Source organism: Pararhodobacter sp. (genome assembly GCF_034676075.1).
Classification (GTDB): Bacteria; Pseudomonadota; Alphaproteobacteria; order Rhodobacterales; family Rhodobacteraceae; genus Pararhodobacter.
The window spans coordinates 1-15,820 of record NZ_JAUCCQ010000087.1 but is presented as its reverse complement, the minus strand read 5'-3'; the positions used below and the strand labels follow the sequence as shown (position 1 = coordinate 15,820).

Sequence of the window (15,820 nt, the reverse complement as noted above, 5' to 3'; positions counted from 1 at the left end):
TGGCGCAGATCCTGCCGGTGATGAAGCCCGGCGCCGACTGGATCGAGATGTCGACGCTGGGCCGGGCCGAGATGCTGCGCCTTGCCGCCACGGCCGAGGCGCAGGGCGTGGGCGTGCTGGAATGCCCGGTCACGGGCGGCGTGCATCTGGCGGCGCAGGGCAAGATCACCGTGCTGGCGGGGGGCGAGGCGGAACTCGTCGACCGCCACCGCCTGGCGCTCGAGGCGATGGGCGGGCGGATCTTCCACATGGGGCCCTTGGGTTCGGCCGCGCTGATCAAGGTCATCACCAACATGCTGGCCTTCATCCATCTGGTCGCCGACGGCGAGGCGCTGATGCTGGCCAAACGCGGCGGGCTGGACCTGAAGACGGCCTGGGAGGCGATCGCCGCCTCCTCGGGCAGTTCCTTCGTGCACGAGACCGAGGGCCAGCTGATCCTGAACGGCAGCTACGACATCGCCTTCACCATGGACCTCGCGCTCAAGGATCTGGGCTTTGCCATGCGCTTCGGCCGCGAATTCGGCGTGCCGCTGGATCTGGCCTCGATGACCGAACAGACCTTCCTCAAGGGACGCGCGGCCTATGGCGGGGCGGCGCAATCGACGCAGATCGTCAAGCTGCTGGAGGATCTTCTGGGCACCGACCTGCGCGCCGAGGGCTTCCCGGCGCGGCTGGAGTAGCTATTCGGCCGCTGCCCGCCGCTGATCGAGCGCCGCCTTCAGCGTGGCGCGCTGGCCCCGCGCCACCGGGATCGTCATCCCGGTCGAGGTGGTCAGCTCCATGCCGCCGGCCTCGGTCCGCGCCAGGCTCACCACATGGGCGAGGTTCACCCACCACGAGCGATGCACCCTGAGTCCGTTGAACCCGCTCAGGTCGCGCTCGGCATCCGACAGGCGCATCAGCACATTGGTACTGCCGCGAGGGGTGACGGCCTCGACATAATGGTCCTGGGCGCGAAGGCAGACGAGGTCGCGCCCCAGTTCCTTGGGCAGTTTCTCGAAGAGAAGGGGCTGCGCCGGGGCGGAGTCGACGGCGTGCAGCCCGGTGACGGGGCGCGCTGGCGCCGGGGGCTGCTGGCCGAGCACATAGTACCGTGCGTTGCCGACGATGCTCATCAGCACAAGGATTGTCGCCAGCTCAATGAGCATGCGCAGCGGATCCTGCGGCGCGCCAAAGCGCGAGAAGGCGCTGTTCAGCCCATAGAAGATCACGAAGGCGGGCGGCACGGCGAAAAGCGCCGCCGCGGCCGAGACCAGGGTCCAGGGATAGCGGCGATCGGCATTGAAATGCCGCGCGCCGATGACCACCACCGTCATGATCAGGCTGGTGCTCAGCAGGCCGACGCCCCAGAACACCACCCGCAGGGCCAGGCTCATCTTGGCGAGCGTGCCGAAGGGGCCGGCCACCACGGTCAGCGCCACCCCGGTCGCCAGCAGGGTCCAGAAAAACGGCCGCCGCAGGGTCTCGTGCGTTTCACGAAGCGTGGAATACACCCAGTCGCGCCAGATACCGGCGCCGGGTTCTTCTGCGATTTTGCCCTGATTTTCGGTCATACTCCCTGAATACCGTTGTCTTGGCGGAATTCAAGGCGGTTCGGCCGCAGATTTTGCGTCCTGGCGCCGTTGCCGGGGCTCTGCGGTCCGCTCAGGTCGGGGCTTGCGTGGCGCGCCATCTTTCCAGCATATACCGCGCCGTCATCAGGTCCAGATGCGCCCCGCCGCCGTTCTTGAAAATGGTGATGTCATCCGCATGGCGCGGGGCGACGCGTTCGGCGGCGAAATCGCGCAACTCGCCCAGGATATCGGCCTCGGTGATCGCGCCCTTGGCCAGCGGAATCAGCAGCTCGCCGATATGGGGCAGGGTGGTGGCGCGGCTGTCGACGTAGATCCGGGCGCGGGTCAGGGCGGTGTCATCGACCTCGCGCATCTCGGGCGTATAGGCGCCGATCAGGTCCAGATGCTGGCCCGGCCGCAGCCATTCGCCCAGCACGACCGGGGCCTTGGCCATGGTGCAGGTGCTGACGATATCGGCCGCCGCCACCGCCGCCTGCAGATCCTGCGCAACGCCGACACCGGGATAGCGGGCGGCGAGGGCCGCGGCCGCTTCGGTCCGGCGGGCCCAGAGGGTGATGGCAATCCCGGGTTTCCAGGCGCGATAGGCCTCGATCAGCGTGCTGGCGACGGTGCCCGCACCGACGATCAGCAGGCTCGCGGCATCCGCGCGGGCCAGCAGACGGGCCCCCAGCAGCGAGTCGCCCGCGGTCTTCCACTTGGTGATCAGCGCATTGTCGATCACCGCCTCGATGGCGCCGGTCGTGTCGTCGAAGACCAGCATGGCGCCCTGCACGCTGGGCCGCCCCTGCGCCGCGTTGCCCGGAAAGACCGAGACAGATTTCACCCCCAGCCCCATGCCGTCAATCCAGGCGCTGCGTGACAGCATCCGGTCGTCCCGGCGCGACAGCAGGACGTCCTCGATCTGCGGCGGCGCGGCGCGATGGCCCGCCAGCAAGGCCGAGGAGAGGTCGAGCCAATCCAGCAGCGGTTCCACCTTTTCCAGGGTCAGGACGGGGATCATGGGGGCTCCTTTTCGGCGAGGCGGCGCTTGCGGATTCGTCGGACCAGCATGAAACGATTGTCGGAAAATGAACAGTCGCAGCGAAGGGAATATTGCCACCCAATCGAGTGTGAACGGTCCCTTTCTGTCAGACCTTTCAAGGCCAGACAGTCACAGGACGCGCGATTCCAGTGTATTGGCGAGCGGCGTTCCGCGTCTCCTGACGTTACGAAGCGCCTCCAGCGAGGCGCCGAAAGGGCCTCCGCACCGGGATCGCACCCAGCAATTGCAGGAAAAGTGCCAGTCAGCGCCGCAGATTGCCCGGCGCGAAATCAATGCAGAGCGCGCGCATGTCGGCGCTGGTCAGCAGCGACTGGCTGCAGCGGCAGAAGACCTCGCCCGAACGCGAGGTGTCGCAATGCCCGCAATCGCCGCATTTGCCAAAGCTCGGCGCGGCGCGCAAGCGGGCCAGGGCCTCGCCCAGATGCGCCAGCGTCTCGGTAAAGGCGGCGCGGCGGGCGGGCGAGAGATCCTTGATGCAATGGATCAGATCGTCCAGCGGGTCATCGGCCAGCTTGGCGCGCCCGGCCTCGGTCAGCTCGATCAGGAAGGAGCGCCCGTCGCTTTCATGCGCGCGCTTCTCCAGCAGCCCCAGCGCGATCAGGGATTTCACCGTCTGCGACGCGGTGCCCCGGGTCGTGGCGTTGAATTCCGAAAAGGCCGAGGGCGTTCGCGACAGCCGGTTGGCCGAGGCGAAATAGCGCAGCGCCGTCCATTGCGCGGGCGTCAGGCTGACATCGGCGGCCGCGCTGTGCACGAGCCGCGCGAGGTGAACCAGAAGCTCGGCGGAATGGCAGGGAATCGGGCCTGCGTCCTGCGCGGGCTCCGGCTGGGAATTGGGCGACATCATCGGTGCGGGTTCGCTCATGGCCCGGAAATAAGCGATTCGACGAACTTGACAAGGGGGAGGGTGGATAGTAGCGTCACGAAACAATATGAGTTCGATGCGCTATTACTTGCGCTTCTCCAAGGATGAGTGCCATGGGCTTTCAGGATCCGCATATCCGCCGTTACGTGCGCGCCTCGATGGCCGAGGAAATCCTCGACGCCGAAACCGAGACGCAGCTGGCCATCGCCTGGCGTGACCACGCCGACGAGGCCGCGCTTCACCGCCTGATCCAGGCCTATGCCCGCCTGGCCGTGTCCTTCGCGGGCCGCTTCAAGCGCTATGACGTCCCCTACGAGGATCTGATCCAGCAGGGCAACCTGGGCCTGATGCGCGCGGCTGAGAAGTTCGATCCCGAGAATGGCTCGCGCTTTTCGACCTATGCCGCCTGGTGGATCCGCGCGTCCATGCAGGATTACGTGATGCGCAACTGGTCCTTGGTGCGAACCGGCACCAATGCCACGCAGAAGAAGCTGTTCTTCCATCTGCGCCGCGCCATGCAGAAACACGCCCGGGACGAGGGCGCGGACGAGCCCCTCAGCCTGCGGGTCGCGCGCGAATTGCAGGTGCCCGCCGATCAGGTCGAGGCGATGATGGGCCGCATGGCCGGGCCCGACCTGTCGCTCGACGCGCCGCAGGGTGCCGATGAGGACGGGCGCTCCTGGGTCGACACGATCGAGGACGAGGATATCGCCACCGAGGCCGAGGTGGTCGAGAAGCTCGATGGCGCCCGCCGCCGCGCCGCCCTGCATGCGGCGGTCGAGCAACTGCCCGACCGAGAGCGGCACATCGTTTCGGCCCGGCACCTGTCGGACGAACCGGCGACACTGAGCGATCTGGGCGCCGAGATGGGCATCTCGAAAGAGCGGGTGCGCCAGCTGGAAGAACGCGCCCTGGCTCGGCTGACGACGCTGGTGCGGCAGACCAACGCGCTGTCGGTGCATTGAGGGAACGGCGGCCGTGAAGGGCCGCCGTTTTACCACGCCTTTGTTCCGCCGCCTTTTCTTCACCGTTGAGCCATGGTCTATTGGTTCAACGGTGAATTGCCGAAGGCAAACGGGCGGTGTCCCCCGATGACGAGAAGTCCCTCTCCTGATGATCGCCTGAAGGCGATCCGCGGTGATGTTCCCGGGGCGACGGGGGCGCTGAGTGCGCTGATCGTCAGCCAGACCTGGCTCTGGCGCTGGTCGGGGCTGGTGCTGGGCGTGATGCTGGCCTTGCTCATCGCCTCGCTGACCCTGACGCCGCTGCCCGCCGACCGCATCATGACCGGCGGGATCGACAAGGTTTACCATTTCCTCGCCTTCGCAGCGCTGATCTTTCCGGTGATCCTGACGGATTCGCGCCGCTGGCTCTGGGCGGTGCCGCTGGCCGTCGCCTATGGCGGGGCGATCGAGCTGATCCAGCCCAGCGTGGGCCGCACCGCCGACTGGCTCGATTTCGGCGCAGATCTGACCGGCGTCCTGGCCGGGGCCGCGCTGGCCGAGATCCTGCATGACCGGATCCGCGACCGGTTCTTTGCCGTCGAGAGCGTCGATCTGCCCGACGCCGATCTGGAGGCCGAGGCACTCAGGGTCGAGGCGATGCGCGCCGAATTGATGGATGAACTGCGGGTCGTGCTGCGCGAGGAACTGACCGGGATGCGGGCCGAGGCTGCCGAAGCCAGCGCCCCGACCGAAGCCGACTCGTCGGCGCCCACGGCAACGCCCGCCCCGCGCCGTCACTAGCCGCCGAGGCCCGGGACCAGCCGCGGCAGCGTGCCCAGCCACAGGGGCCCGAGCCGGACCTCGCCCTCGACCACCGACAGCGGCACTTCCAGCGTTTCGCCCTCGGATCCGGCGGCCATCGCGGCAAGTGCCGGTTCCAGCCCCGATTCCAGATCGGGCGCGATGATGCCCGCGTCGCGCAGCGTCGCCAGCAATTGCCGCCAGCCCTGGATCACCGCCGTCGCATCGCCCGACAGCGTGCCGTCCAGACCCGGGGTCAGCCGTCCGGTCACGTCGATATCGACGCCTTCCCAGGTGGCATGGCCGCCGGTCAGGGTCAGGCGGGTAAGCTGGGGTTCGGGCCCGTCGAAGAGGTGCCGGTCCAGCGGCCGGTCGACTTCGGCCTCGGCATCGAGGCGCAGCGCCTCGATCCGCCGCGGCCAGTGGCGCTGTGGGTCCAGCCGGTCCATCAGCGCGGGATCGGGGAACACGCCTTCGGCCAGCGCCACAAGCTGATGCTCCCGCTCGCCGATCCGGCGGCTGGCCAGTCTGAGCCGGTCCAACCCGTGGGTGGCCTCGGGCAGCGACAGGTCCAGATCCTCGCCGACCAGGGTCAGCGCCCTGAGCGGCAGGTCCAGCCCCGGCTCCATCTGCAGGGAGGCGCGCAGATCCTGCGCATGCACCGCCACCGACAGATCGCCCCGCTGCCAGAGCTGGTCCTGAGCGAAGACGGCGATCAGGTGGTTCAGCCGGTAGCTGAGGGCGAAGATCTGCACGAAGGGCGCCTGCCATTCGGCCCCGGCGACCCGGATCCGCGGCTCGGTGAAGGTCACGTCGAAGCGGTTGGGAAAGCCCTGGATCGAATGGTCCTGAACCTCGACCTCGGGCAGATGGGCAAGGCCCTGCTCGATCGCCCGGTCCAGCGCCCGCGCCCCCACGAACCAATAGCCGCACCAGATCACCGCCGCGACCACGGCCAGCGCCGTCAAAGCCTTGAGCGCCCGCATTGGCTGCCCCCGTTGTTCTTTCTGCCCGTGCTGTTTACACAGCGGGCGCGGGGCGGGCCAGACCTGCCGCGCCCTGTCGAGGAGGCCCGGCATGCGCCCGCTGTGGGTATTCGGTTACGGATCGCTGGTGTGGAACCCCGGTTTCGCCTGGAGCGCCCGGCATCTGGCGGTGCTGAAGGGCTACCGGCGGTCGTTCTGCATGCTGTCGATCCACCACCGCGGCACCGTCGAGCGGCCGGGGCTGGTGCTGGCGCTGGATGCGGCCGAGGGTGCCGAATGCCACGGCGTCGCCTTCGAGATCGCACCGCAGATCGCCGAGGAAACGCTGGAATATCTGCGCGCGCGTGAGCTGATCTCGGCCGCCTATCTTGAGGAAATCCATCCCCTCACGCTGGAGGACGGCCGGGTGGTCGAGGCCGTGGTCTATGTCATCGACCCCACGCATGAGCAATATTGCGGGGCGCTGACGCTGGAGGATCAAGCGCAGCGGATCGCCGGGGCGGTCGGCGGGCGCGGTCCGAATTGCGACTACCTGCACCAGACCGCGGCGCATCTGGCGGCGCTGGGGCTGCCGGATGCGGAACTCGAATGGTTGTCGGATCGCGTCAAGGTGTTGCAAGGGGCCTAGTTCCTTGTTGGCAAAGCCCGGCCAGACCACTAGATTTTGACGCAAAAGAAACAGGTGGGCCGGATGGCGAAACAATTGCGAGCGGGCGCGCTGGGGCCGATCGGGCGGGTCCAGTTCACGCCGCCCCTGCGCCAGCTGACGCTCATGCTGATCTCGCTGGGGCTGGTGGGCGCGGGTGTTGCGCTGGCCTTTCCCCGCGTCTCGCCGATCTTTCTGGCCAATGTCTGGCTGAACGGCTTCATTGCGCTGGTCTTCGTGATCGGCGTACTGGCAACCTTCTGGCAGACGCTGCAGCTGTTCAGTTCGGTGCGCTGGATCGGCGGTTTCGTCGCCGGAACGCCCGGCCATCAGATCACCATCGCCCCCCGGCTGCTGGCGCCGCTGGCGGCGCTGCTGCGCCAGCACGGCAAGGGCAGCCATATCTCCTCGACCTCGGCGCGCTCGATCCTGGAATCGGTCGGCACCCGGATCGAGGAAGAGCGGGACATCACCCGCTATCTGGTCAATTTGCTGATTTTCCTGGGGCTTCTGGGCACGTTCTACGGCCTCGCCACCTCGGTCCCGGCGGTGGTCGAGACGATCCGCTCGTTGGCGCCGCAGGAAGGCGAGAGCGCGCTGTCGGGCTTCGGGCGGCTGATGGGCGGGCTCGAGGCGCAGATGGGCGGCATGGGGACGGCGTTTTCCTCGTCGCTGCTGGGCCTCGCGGGCTCGCTGGTCGTCGGCATCCTCGAACTCTTCGCCAGCCAGGCGCAGAACCGCTTCTACCGCGAGCTTGAGGAATGGCTCAGCTCCATCACCCGCCTCGGCACCGCCTTGAGCGAGGGCGAGGGCGGCGGCGCGGGCCTTGGCGCGGTGGCCGAGGTGCTGGATTCGCTGGCCGAACAGATGGAGGGCATGCGCGTCCTGCAGGCCCAGGCCGAAGAGGGCCGCGCCCAACTCGACGCGGCGCTCGAAGGGGTGTCCGCGGCGCTGAACCGGCTGGCCGACCGGGGACAGGCCGAGGGCGCGACCCGCAGCGCGCTGGACCGGGTGGCCGCGGGGCAGGAGCGTCTGATCGCCCTGATCGAGAGCCAGCAGGGCAACGAGGCCGAACCGCATATCGAGGCCGAGACGCGGCTCAGGCTGCGCTCGATGGATGTGCAACTGGTTCGGATCCTTGAGGAACTCTCGGCCGGGCGGCAGGAATCCATGGCCGACCTGCGCAGCGACATTGCCATGCTGACCCAAGCCGTCCGCATGCTCAACCGCCAGCCGCCGCCCAGCATGGGCCGCGAGGATGAGTACTGATGGGCCTCTCGCGCCGCGGCGGTCAGCGATTCTCGGCCTCGATCTGGCCGGGCTTCGTCGATGCCATGACGGCGCTGTTGCTGGTGCTGATGTTCGTGCTGTCGATCTTCATGATCGTGCAATCGGTGCTGCGTGAGACGATCACCACGCAGGACCATGAGCTTGAAGGGCTGACCGCGCAGGTCGCCAGCCTGACCGACGCGCTGGGCCTCTCGCGCAGCCGGGTCGGCGCGTTGGAGGGGCAGGTGGCGGGGCTGAACTCGGACCTCGACGCTCTGCGCACCACCGCGCGCCAGCAGGAGGCGGCGATTGCCGCGCTGAACACCGACCTCGCCGCGCGCAACGCCGATCTGATCGAGGCCCGCACCCAGATCACCGCCTTCGAGGCGCAGGTCGCGGCGCTGCTGGCCGACCAGACCCGGCTCAACACCCAATTGGCCGAGACCGAGGCCAACCGCGACGCGCTGATCTCCGAGACCGAGGCGCTGAACCTGGCGCTGGCCCAGGCCCGGGGCGAGATCGACGCCCAGACCGAAGCGGCGCGGCTGGCGGCGGCCGAGCGCGAGGCCATCGAGGCGGCGCTGGCCGAGATGCGCGCCCGGGCCGAGGCGGGCGAAGCCTCGCTGGCCGAGATGCTGGCGCGGCTGACCGAGACGCAGGGCGCGCGCGATGCCGCGGTGACGGCGCTGGCCTCGACAGAAGAGGCGCTGGCCCAGACCCGCGCCCGGCAAGCCGAGACCGCTGACCGGCTGACGCAGCTGCAGGACCAACTGGCCCGGGCCGAAACCGCCCGCAACGACGCGCTGACGGCGCAATCGCGCGCCGCGGCAACCCTCGCGGCGCGCGAGGCGGCGCTGGCGGCCTTGGCCAGCCAGACCGAGGACCAGACCGCCCGCATCGCGGCGCTGGACGCGCAACTCTCGGACGCGGAACTGGCGCGGCAGCAGGCTTTGGCCGATCTGGCGGCGCTGGATGCGCAGACGCAGGCCCGGATCGCGGAACTGCAGGGGCAGATGTCGGAGGCGGATCTGGCCCGTCAGCGGGCCCTGGCCGATCTGGCGGCGATGGACGAGCAGACCCGGGCGCGCATCGCTGACCTGGCAGCGCAGCTGACCGACGAACAGCTGGCGCGGCAACGCGCGCTCGCCGATCTCGCCACGCTCAACGACGAAACCCGCGCCCGGATCGCCGAATTGGAGGCGCAGCTCTCGGACAGCGACCTCGCCCGCCAGCAGGCGCTGGCCGAGCTGGCGGCAATGGACGATCAGACCCGGGCCCGGGTCGCGGAATTGGAGGCGCAGCTTTCCGCGGCGGACCTCGCGCGGCAGCGGGCGTTGGCCGAGATGGCGGCGCTCGATGACAGCACGCGGGCCCGGATCGCCGAATTGCAGGCGCAGCTCTCGGACGCCGATCTGGCCCGTCAGCAGGCACTGGCCGATATCGCCACGCTCGATGCGGCGACCCGGGCGCGGGTGGCCGATCTGGAGCAGCAGCTGAGCGATGCCGATATCGCCCGGCAACAGGCGCTGGCGCAGCTTGCCAGCCTCGACGAGACGACGCGGGCCCGCATCGCCGATCTGGAGGCGCGGCTGTCGGATGCCGAGATCGCCCGCCAGCAGGCCGTGGCGCAACTGGTGCAGGCGCAGGGCGACAGCGGCGCCGCGCTGGAGGAATCGGAACGCGCGCGTCTGGCCGAAGCCGCCGCCGCCGAGGCCCTGCGCCAGCGGCTGGCCGATGCCGAGGCGACGCTCAGCGACGCCGAACGCGAGCGGCTGGCGCAACTGGCGGCGGCCGAGGCCTTGCGGGAACGGCTGGCCTCGTCGGATGCCGAACTGACGGCGATGACCATGGCGCTGGAGGCGCAGCGCCAGCGGGCCGAGGAGACGCTGACCCTGCTCGCCGCGGCCCAGGCCGCCCGCGACGAGGCGCAGCAGACCCTGACCCGCGAGGCGACCGAGGCCGAGACCCGCGCCGCCCTTCTGCAACTGGCGCAGCAGCAATTGACCGAGGCGCAAAGCGCCTCGACCGAGGACCAGCGGCGCCTCGCCCTGCTCAACGAACAGGTGGCGCAATTGCAGCGGCAGGTGGCGGGGCTGCAGGACCTTCTGGGCGAGAGCCGCGAGCGCGAGGCCGAAGCCGGCACGCAGATCGATTCGCTGGGCAGCGAGCTCAACGCCGCGCTGGCCCGCGTCGCCGCCGAGGAACGCCGCCGGGCCGAGCTGGAAGCCGCCGAACGGGCGCGGCTGGAGCGCGAGGCCGCCAATCTGGAGCGCTACCGCTCGGAATTCTTCGGCCGGATGCGCGACATCATCGGCGGGCGGGACGGGGTGCAGATCGTCGGCGACCGCTTCGTCTTTCAATCCGAGGTGCTGTTCCCGCCCGGCTCTGCCGACCTTTCGGCCGAGGGGCAGGCGCAGATCCGCTCCATCGGCCAGCTGCTGCTCGACGCCTCGCGCGAGATCCCCGAGGATATCGACTGGGTGCTGCGGGTCGACGGCCACACCGACAACGCCCAGATCCGGCCCGGCGGCGCCTATGCCTCGAACTGGGAGCTGAGCCAGGCGCGGGCGCTGTCCGTCGTGCTTTATCTGATCAGCGAGCTGGATTTCCCGCCCGAACGGCTGGCCGCCACCGGCTTTGGCGAGTTCCGTCCGGTGGTCCCCGGCTCCAGCGCCGAGGCGCGGGCGGCCAACCGCCGCATCGAGCTGAAACTTACCGAACGCTGACCATCGGAGGGGCTGCGACGGCGCAGGGGGCTTGATCGCCACCCCGAATTGTGAGTAAGCACTCACTATCATGATTCCCCGGAGGTCGCCATGTCCCTCATCGCCGATGCCCTGCGCGAGCGTCCCGTTCTCCGGGGGGCGCTGATCGCCCCCTCGGTAGCGGCGCTGATCTTCTCGCTCTTCACCCTCACGGCCGCGCCCGATCCGGCGACGCTGGCCTCGGGCGTGACCATCGCCACGGTCAACCATGACGCGGGCCTGCCCTTCCCGCCGATCAACGTGGCCAGCCGCCTGATCGACGGGCTGGACGCCCGCCTGCCGATGCATCTGCAAACCTTCGACAGCGATGAAGCCGCCCGCGCCGCGCTCGACGCCGAGACGGTGCAGGCGGTGCTGATCTTCCCCGAGGATTTCTCGCGCGCGGTGGCGGGGACCGAAGCGGTGCCCCTGACGCTCATCACCTCGGGCAGCCTGACCATGGCCGAGGCGCAGATGACCGGCGCGCTGCCGGGGATGGTGGAATCGGGCGTCGCGGCCGCGGTGCAGTCGATCCGGCTGGCCATGGCGCGGGGCCAGATGCCCGACATGACCCCGCCCGTCGCCCTGACCGCCGAGACGCTGAACCCGCCCGCCACAGCCGCGGCCCGAGTCGCGCCCTTCGTGGCTGGCTTCGCCACGGCGCTGGCGGCGCTGGTCGGCGGCATCCTCGGCTGGGTCGGCACACGGGGGCTGGGCGGGGCGCGGGGCGCTGCGCTGCGCACGCTCTTCCCGGTGATCGCCCTGCCGGTGGCGGCGCTGGTGCTGGCCGGGCTCATCGCGGGCTTTGCCGGCGGGGCCTTCGGCGCGCTGTGGCTGGCCATTGTCGGGCTGGGTGTCGCCTTCGGCTGGTTCTTCGCCGGGGCGCTGGCGCTCTTCGGTCCGCTGGCGCTGCTGGTGCTGGTGCCGCTCGCCTTCTGGCAACCGGCCATCGGTGGCGGGCAGATGCCGCTTTCCGCCGCGCCCGAGTGGCTGCACTGGCTGGCGCCGCTGCATCTCGATGCCATCGGCGGCTATTTCCGGGCGCTGATCCTGGGCGCGGGGCATGACTTTCCCTGGTCGCTGGCGCTGGGCGCGGCGGGGCTGGGGCTGGCGATGATCTGGCTGCGCGCCGCCCTTGTGCGCCGCCCGGCGCCGGTCGCCGCATGAAGCCCGGCGATCTGACCGAGGCCGTCACCGCCGTCCTCGCCGCGGTCGAGGCCGCGGAGGGCCGCCTTGCCCCCAAGAAACGCGCGGTCATCGAGGCGGCGCTGCTGTGCTTCGCCGAGAGCGGCTATGCCGCCACCTCGACCAAGGCCATTTCGCAACGCGCGGGTGTGGCCGAGGCGACGATCTTTCGCCATTTCGGCACCAAGGCCGACCTGCTTCTGCGCCTGGTCCGGCCGGTCGCCGCGCGGCTGATCCAGCCGGGCCTGGTCGAGGCGCAGGAGATCTTCGCCGAGACCGAAGGCAACCTCGAGGCCAAGATCGCCCGCATGATGACCGCGCGGCTGGCCTTCGCCGACCGCTATGCGCCCCTGGTGCGCATCCTGCTGCAGGAACTGCCGGTGAACCCCGAATTGCACGGGCTCTTGCAGGACAGTGTGATCGGCGGGTTGATCCGCTTCCTCGATATCGCGCTGGGGGAAGAGATCGCGCAAGGGCGCCTGCGCCCGATCCCGGCGCCGCGCTTCCTCAGGATCCTCGCCTCCATGCTGATCGGCTACTGGATCGCCCGCTCCATGGTGGCGCCCGGCGAGTGGGACGACGAGGCGGAAATCGCCCTCATGGCGGGGCTCTTGGCCCGGGGGCTGAAACCCTGAGGGCCGGGCGCCGCGCGATTCCCCTTGGAACGCGGCGCGGAAATCCTCTAAATGGCGCGCAAACCCGCAGACCGAAGGGCCCGTTCCGCCAATGGCAAGCCTCAACGATATCCGCTCGACCTTCCTTGATTATTTCCGCCGCCAGGGCCATGCCGTGGTGGACAGCTCGCCCCTGGTGCCGCGCAACGACCCCACGCTGATGTTCACGAACTCGGGCATGGTCCAGTTCAAGAACGTCTTCACCGGGCTGGAGCATCGGCCCTACAATCGCGCGACCACGGCTCAGAAATGCGTCCGCGCGGGTGGCAAGCACAATGACCTCGACAACGTGGGCTACACCGCGCGTCACCACACGTTCTTCGAGATGCTGGGGAATTTCTCGTTCGGCGATTACTTCAAGACCGACGCGATCCCCTTTGCCTGGGAACTCCTGACCAAGGATTTCGGCATCGACAAGTCGCGGCTGCTGACTACGGTCTACCACACCGATGACGAGGCCTTCGAGATCTGGCGCAAGGTCGGCGTCCCGGCCGACCGCATCATCCGCATCGCCACCGACGACAACTTCTGGCGCATGGGCCCGACCGGCCCCTGCGGCCCCTGCACTGAGATCTTCTACGACCACGGCGACCATATCTGGGGCGGCCCGCCCGGGTCGGCCGATGAGGACGGCGACCGCTTCATCGAGATCTGGAACCTGGTGTTCATGCAGAACGAGCAACTGGACAACGGCGATCTGATCGACCTGCCGCGCCAGTCGATCGACACCGGCATGGGGCTGGAACGGATCGGCGCGCTGCTGCAAGGCAAGCACGACAATTACGACACCGACCTGATGCGCGGTCTGATCGAGGCTTCGGCCAACGTCACCGACGGCGCCCCCGACGGCCCCGGCAAGACCCATCACCGCGTCATCGCCGACCACCTGCGCTCGACCGCCTTCCTCATCGCCGATGGCGTCATGCCCTCGAACGAGGGCCGCGGCTACGTCCTGCGCCGCATCATGCGCCGCGCCATGCGCCACGCCCACATGCTCGGGGCGCAGGATCCGGTGATGCACAAGCTGGTCCCGGCGCTGGTCCGCTCGATGGGCGGGCATTACACCGAGCTGAAGACCGCCGAGGCCCTGATTGCCGAGACGCTGCGCCTGGAGGAAACCCGCTTCCGCACCACGCTGGACCGCGGGTTGAAACTGCTCGACGCCGAGCTGGAGAAGATCGCGGACAACACCGACCTGCCGGGCGAGGCGGCCTTCAAGCTCTACGACACCTATGGCTTCCCGCTGGACCTGACGCAGGACGCGCTGCGCGAAAAGGGCCGGGGCGTGGACACCACGGGCTTCGAGGCGGCGATGGCCGAACAGAAGGCCAAGGCGCGCGCCTGCTGGGCGGGTTCGGGCGATACGGCCAATCAGGCGATCTGGTTCGAACTGGCCGAGAAGCACGGCGGCAGCGAATTCCTGGGCTATGATACCGAAACCGCCGAGGGCCAGGTCCTGGCGCTGGTCGAAGGCGACACCCTGGTCGACGAGGCCAAGGGCGAGGTCTCCGTCGTCGTCAACCAGACCCCGTTCTATGCCGAAAGCGGCGGCCAGGTCGGCGACAGCGGCTTCCTGCGCTGGGACGGCGGCGAGGCTGTGGTCAAGGACACCAAGAAGCTGAACGGCGTCTTCGTCCATCAGGCGAGCGTCACCAAGGGCGCCCTGCGTCGCGGTGCCGCGGTGAAGCTGGAAGTGGACCATTCCCGCCGCGGCGCGATCCGCGCCAACCACTCGGCCACGCACCTGCTGCACGAGGCCCTGCGCCGGGCGCTGGGCGATCACGTCGCGCAGCGCGGCTCGCTCAACGCCCCCGACCGGCTGCGGTTTGACTTCAGCCACGGCAAGGCGCTGGAAGCGGCCGAGATCAGCGGTGTCGAGGCCGAGGTCAACGCCTTCATCCGCCAGAACGCCCCGGTCGATACCCGGATCATGACCCCCGACGACGCCCGCGCGCTGGGCGCACAGGCGCTGTTTGGCGAGAAATACGGCGACGAGGTGCGGGTCGTGTCGATGGGCACGCTCCTGGATTCTGGCAAGGGCAGCGAGGGCAACACCTATTCGCTGGAACTCTGCGGCGGCACCCATGTGAAGCGCACGGGCGACATCGGCGCCTTCGTACTGCTGGGCGACTCGGCCTCGTCGGCCGGTGTCCGGCGGATCGAGGCCCTGACCGGCGAGGCGGCGCTTGCCCACCTGCGCCAACAGGAAGCCCGGCTGGCTGAGGTCGCGACGCTCTTGAAAACCCCGCTTGCCGATGTGGTCGAACGGGTGAAAGCGCTGGCCGAGGAACGCCGGGCGCTCAGCAACGAAGTGGCGCAGCTGAAGCGCGACCTCGCCATGGGCGGCAGCACCGGCGGCGGGGCCGAGGCCAAGGACATCGCCGGCGTCAAGTTCATCGGCCAGGTGCTGTCCGGCGTCTCGGGCAAGGACCTGCCGGCGATGGTCGACGCGCTGAAGGCCAAGCTCGGCTCGGGCGCGGTGCTGCTGATTGCCGATACCGGCGCCAAACCGGCGGTGGCGGCGGGGGTCACGGACGACCTGACCGGGCGCCTCTCGGCCGTGGATCTGTTGAAAGCGGCGGTCGTGGAACTGGGCGGCAAGGGCGGCGGCGGCCGTCCGGCGCTGGCCCAGGGCGGCGGCGCCGACATTGCCGGGGCCGAGAAAGCCATCGCCGCGGCCGAAGCCATCATCGAAGGGAAATAAACCATGCCCAAAGCCCTCTGGATCGCCCATGTCGAGGTGACCGACGCCGAGGCCTATGGCCGCTACGCCCAGGGCGCCGGTCCGGCCATCGCCCAGCACGGCGGCAAGTTCATCGCCCGCGGCGGCCGCTACGTGACGCTGGAAGGCAAGGACCGCGCCCGCAACGTGGTGGCGGTCTTCCCCTCGCTGGAAGCGGCCGAGACCTGCTACCACTCGCCCGAATACCAGGCGGCGCTGGACCACGCCCGCGGCGCCTCGGTCCGCGATCTGGTGATCGTCGAGCTGATGGACGACGCGAGCCTGTGAAAAGGCGGGGGGCCAGCCCCCCGCACCCCCCGCTCAAGGGGGTTTTCCACCCCCTTGAGAAACCCCCGAGGATATTTAGA

General features: G+C 69.2%; 14 protein-coding genes. 10 read left to right on the top strand and 4 right to left on the bottom strand.

Annotation, left to right across the window (positions count from 1 at the left end; all coding sequences use genetic code 11):
• On the top strand, positions 1-680 hold a 680-nt coding region (locus VDQ18_RS17465), incomplete at its 5' end, for an NAD(P)-dependent oxidoreductase (RefSeq protein WP_323022185.1).
• On the opposite strand, the gene VDQ18_RS17460 is transcribed toward VDQ18_RS17465, so the two are convergent.
• The 3 genes from VDQ18_RS17460 to VDQ18_RS17450 form a co-directional block, all read right to left on the bottom strand.
• On the bottom strand, positions 681-1,553 hold the full coding sequence (locus tag VDQ18_RS17460) for a LytTR family DNA-binding domain-containing protein (protein WP_323022184.1): 873 nt from the start codon (positions 1,551-1,553) through the stop codon (positions 681-683).
• Between the two features lie 91 nt (positions 1,554-1,644).
• The gene (locus VDQ18_RS17455) at positions 1,645-2,574 is read right to left on the bottom strand and encodes an ornithine cyclodeaminase (protein WP_323022183.1); all 930 of its coding nucleotides are present in this window, start codon (positions 2,572-2,574) and stop codon (positions 1,645-1,647) included.
• A 283-nt stretch (positions 2,575-2,857) separates the two neighbouring features.
• Complete coding sequence (locus tag VDQ18_RS17450; protein WP_323022182.1) at positions 2,858-3,481, bottom strand: MarR family winged helix-turn-helix transcriptional regulator; 624 nt, start codon at positions 3,479-3,481, stop codon at positions 2,858-2,860.
• A 113-nt stretch (positions 3,482-3,594) separates the two neighbouring features.
• Between VDQ18_RS17450 and VDQ18_RS17445 the strand changes: the two genes are divergently transcribed.
• Positions 3,595-4,446: an RNA polymerase factor sigma-32 gene (locus VDQ18_RS17445; RefSeq protein WP_323022181.1), complete on the top strand. Its 852-nt coding sequence runs from the start codon at positions 3,595-3,597 to the stop codon at positions 4,444-4,446.
• A 126-nt stretch (positions 4,447-4,572) separates the two neighbouring features.
• Positions 4,573-5,226 carry a VanZ family protein gene (locus tag VDQ18_RS17440; RefSeq protein ID WP_323022180.1) on the top strand — a complete coding sequence of 218 codons (654 nt, stop codon included), beginning with the start codon at positions 4,573-4,575 and terminating at the stop codon, positions 5,224-5,226.
• On the opposite strand, the gene VDQ18_RS17435 is transcribed toward VDQ18_RS17440, so the two are convergent.
• The gene (locus VDQ18_RS17435; protein ID WP_323022179.1) at positions 5,223-6,212 is read right to left on the bottom strand and encodes a DUF2125 domain-containing protein; all 990 of its coding nucleotides are present in this window, start codon (positions 6,210-6,212) and stop codon (positions 5,223-5,225) included. The genes VDQ18_RS17440 and VDQ18_RS17435 overlap by 4 nt on opposite strands.
• Before the next feature lie 91 nt (positions 6,213-6,303).
• Here VDQ18_RS17435 and VDQ18_RS17430 point away from each other — a divergent pair, with 91 nt between their 5' ends.
• The 7 genes from VDQ18_RS17430 (at position 6,304) to VDQ18_RS17400 (ending at position 15,740) form a co-directional block, all read left to right on the top strand.
• A complete protein-coding gene (locus VDQ18_RS17430; protein WP_323022178.1) occupies positions 6,304-6,840 on the top strand; it encodes a gamma-glutamylcyclotransferase in 537 nt (178 codons plus the stop codon).
• A 63-nt stretch (positions 6,841-6,903) separates the two neighbouring features.
• Positions 6,904-8,127 carry a biopolymer transporter ExbB gene (locus VDQ18_RS17425; RefSeq protein WP_323022177.1) on the top strand — a complete coding sequence of 408 codons (1,224 nt, stop codon included), beginning with the start codon at positions 6,904-6,906 and terminating at the stop codon, positions 8,125-8,127.
• Positions 8,127-10,853: a peptidoglycan -binding protein gene (locus VDQ18_RS17420; RefSeq protein ID WP_323022176.1), complete on the top strand. Its 2,727-nt coding sequence runs from the start codon at positions 8,127-8,129 to the stop codon at positions 10,851-10,853. Before VDQ18_RS17425 ends, VDQ18_RS17420 begins: the two co-directional genes overlap by 1 nt.
• A 90-nt stretch (positions 10,854-10,943) precedes the next feature.
• Positions 10,944-12,038, top strand: coding sequence for a YhgE/Pip domain-containing protein (locus VDQ18_RS17415; protein ID WP_323022175.1), 1,095 nt, complete (start codon positions 10,944-10,946; stop codon positions 12,036-12,038).
• On the top strand, positions 12,035-12,691 hold the full coding sequence (locus VDQ18_RS17410; RefSeq protein ID WP_323022174.1) for a helix-turn-helix domain-containing protein: 657 nt from the start codon (positions 12,035-12,037) through the stop codon (positions 12,689-12,691). Before VDQ18_RS17415 ends, VDQ18_RS17410 begins: the two co-directional genes overlap by 4 nt.
• Positions 12,692-12,782: 91 nt before the next feature.
• Complete coding sequence (gene alaS, locus VDQ18_RS17405; RefSeq protein ID WP_323022173.1) at positions 12,783-15,434, top strand: alanine--tRNA ligase; 2,652 nt, start codon at positions 12,783-12,785, stop codon at positions 15,432-15,434.
• Positions 15,435-15,437: 3 nt separating this feature from the next.
• Positions 15,438-15,740: a DUF1330 domain-containing protein gene (locus VDQ18_RS17400; RefSeq protein ID WP_323022172.1), complete on the top strand. Its 303-nt coding sequence runs from the start codon at positions 15,438-15,440 to the stop codon at positions 15,738-15,740.
• The last annotated feature ends 80 nt before the right edge of the window (positions 15,741-15,820 follow it).

Excerpts from the sequence above, each read along its gene's own strand:
- VDQ18_RS17460 (WP_323022184.1), bottom strand. The coding sequence starts at position 1,553 with ATGACCGAAAATCAGGGCAAAATCGCAGAAGAACCCGGCGCCGGTATC.
- VDQ18_RS17455 (WP_323022183.1), bottom strand. The coding sequence starts at position 2,574 with ATGATCCCCGTCCTGACCCTGGAAAAGGTGGAACCGCTGCTGGATTGG.
- VDQ18_RS17450 (WP_323022182.1), bottom strand. The coding sequence starts at position 3,481 with ATGAGCGAACCCGCACCGATGATGTCGCCCAATTCCCAGCCGGAGCCC.
- VDQ18_RS17445 (WP_323022181.1), top strand. The coding sequence starts at position 3,595 with ATGGGCTTTCAGGATCCGCATATCCGCCGTTACGTGCGCGCCTCGATG.
- VDQ18_RS17440 (WP_323022180.1), top strand. The coding sequence starts at position 4,573 with ATGACGAGAAGTCCCTCTCCTGATGATCGCCTGAAGGCGATCCGCGGT.
- VDQ18_RS17435 (WP_323022179.1), bottom strand. The coding sequence starts at position 6,212 with ATGCGGGCGCTCAAGGCTTTGACGGCGCTGGCCGTGGTCGCGGCGGTG.
- VDQ18_RS17430 (WP_323022178.1), top strand. The coding sequence starts at position 6,304 with ATGCGCCCGCTGTGGGTATTCGGTTACGGATCGCTGGTGTGGAACCCC.
- VDQ18_RS17425 (WP_323022177.1), top strand. The coding sequence starts at position 6,904 with ATGGCGAAACAATTGCGAGCGGGCGCGCTGGGGCCGATCGGGCGGGTC.
- VDQ18_RS17420 (WP_323022176.1), top strand. The coding sequence starts at position 8,127 with ATGGGCCTCTCGCGCCGCGGCGGTCAGCGATTCTCGGCCTCGATCTGG.
- VDQ18_RS17415 (WP_323022175.1), top strand. The coding sequence starts at position 10,944 with ATGTCCCTCATCGCCGATGCCCTGCGCGAGCGTCCCGTTCTCCGGGGG.
- VDQ18_RS17410 (WP_323022174.1), top strand. The coding sequence starts at position 12,035 with ATGAAGCCCGGCGATCTGACCGAGGCCGTCACCGCCGTCCTCGCCGCG.
- alaS (WP_323022173.1), top strand. The coding sequence starts at position 12,783 with ATGGCAAGCCTCAACGATATCCGCTCGACCTTCCTTGATTATTTCCGC.
- VDQ18_RS17400 (WP_323022172.1), top strand. The coding sequence starts at position 15,438 with ATGCCCAAAGCCCTCTGGATCGCCCATGTCGAGGTGACCGACGCCGAG.